The following is a 952-nucleotide window of genomic DNA, read 5'->3' on the forward strand; positions in this document are numbered from 1 at the left end:
AGCCCTGGAGGAGACCGGGCTTTCCAAGAAGGACGCCGAGCGGGCGAAGAACATGTTCGCCCTGGGGCTGCTGTCGTGGATGTATCACCGCCCGCACGAGGGCACCGAACGGTTCCTGCGCGAGAAGTTCGCCCGCCGCCCCGAGCTGGCCGAGGCGAACATCCTCGCGTTTCGGGCCGGGCACGCCTACGGCGAGACCACCGAGGCGTTCGCGGTCACCTACGAGGTGGCCCCGGCGAAGCTCGAGCCCGGCACCTACCGGCAGATCACCGGGAACACCGCGATGGCCTACGGCATCGTCGCGGCCGGGCAGACCACCGGGCTGCCCGTCTTCCTCGGGTCGTATCCGATCACCCCGGCCAGCGACATCCTGCACGAGCTGTCCAAACACAAGGCCTTCGGCGTGACCACCTTCCAGGCCGAGGACGAGATCGCCGGCGTCGGCGCCGCCCTCGGCGCCAGCTTCGGCGGCGCCCTCGGGGTCACCACCACCTCCGGTCCGGGGATCTCGTTGAAGTCCGAGACCATCGGGCTGGCGGTCGCGCTGGAGCTGCCGCTGCTGGTCATCGACGTCCAACGCGGCGGGCCGTCCACCGGGTTGCCGACCAAGACCGAGCAGGCCGACCTGCTCCAAGCCATGTACGGGCGCAACGGCGAAGCCCCGCTGCCGATCATCGCGCCGCGCTCGCCGGGGGACTGTTTCCACACCGCGGTCGAGGCCGCCGCCCTCGCCGTCCGCTACCGGACCCCGGTGATCGTGCTCTCCGACGGGGCCCTGGCCAACGGGTCCGAGCCGTGGAAGGTCCCCGACGCCGCCACCCTGGAGAGCGTGGACCCGCAGTTCGCGACCGAGCCCAACGCCCCCGACGGGTCCGGGGAGTTCTGGCCCTACCTGCGCGACACCGAGACCCTGGCCCGGCCCTGGGCCATCCCCGGCACCCCCGGCCTCGAA

At 71.8% G+C, this 952-nt stretch carries 1 pseudogene; it reads left to right on the forward strand.

The annotated features are described in order from the left end of the window. Positions 1–952, forward strand: a pseudogene (locus tag ACL02T_RS34885) (2-oxoacid:acceptor oxidoreductase family protein); the annotation flags it as partial.

It is taken from the genome of Pseudonocardia oceanicola (assembly GCF_047200735.1).
Lineage (GTDB): Bacteria > Actinomycetota > Actinomycetes > Mycobacteriales > Pseudonocardiaceae > Pseudonocardia.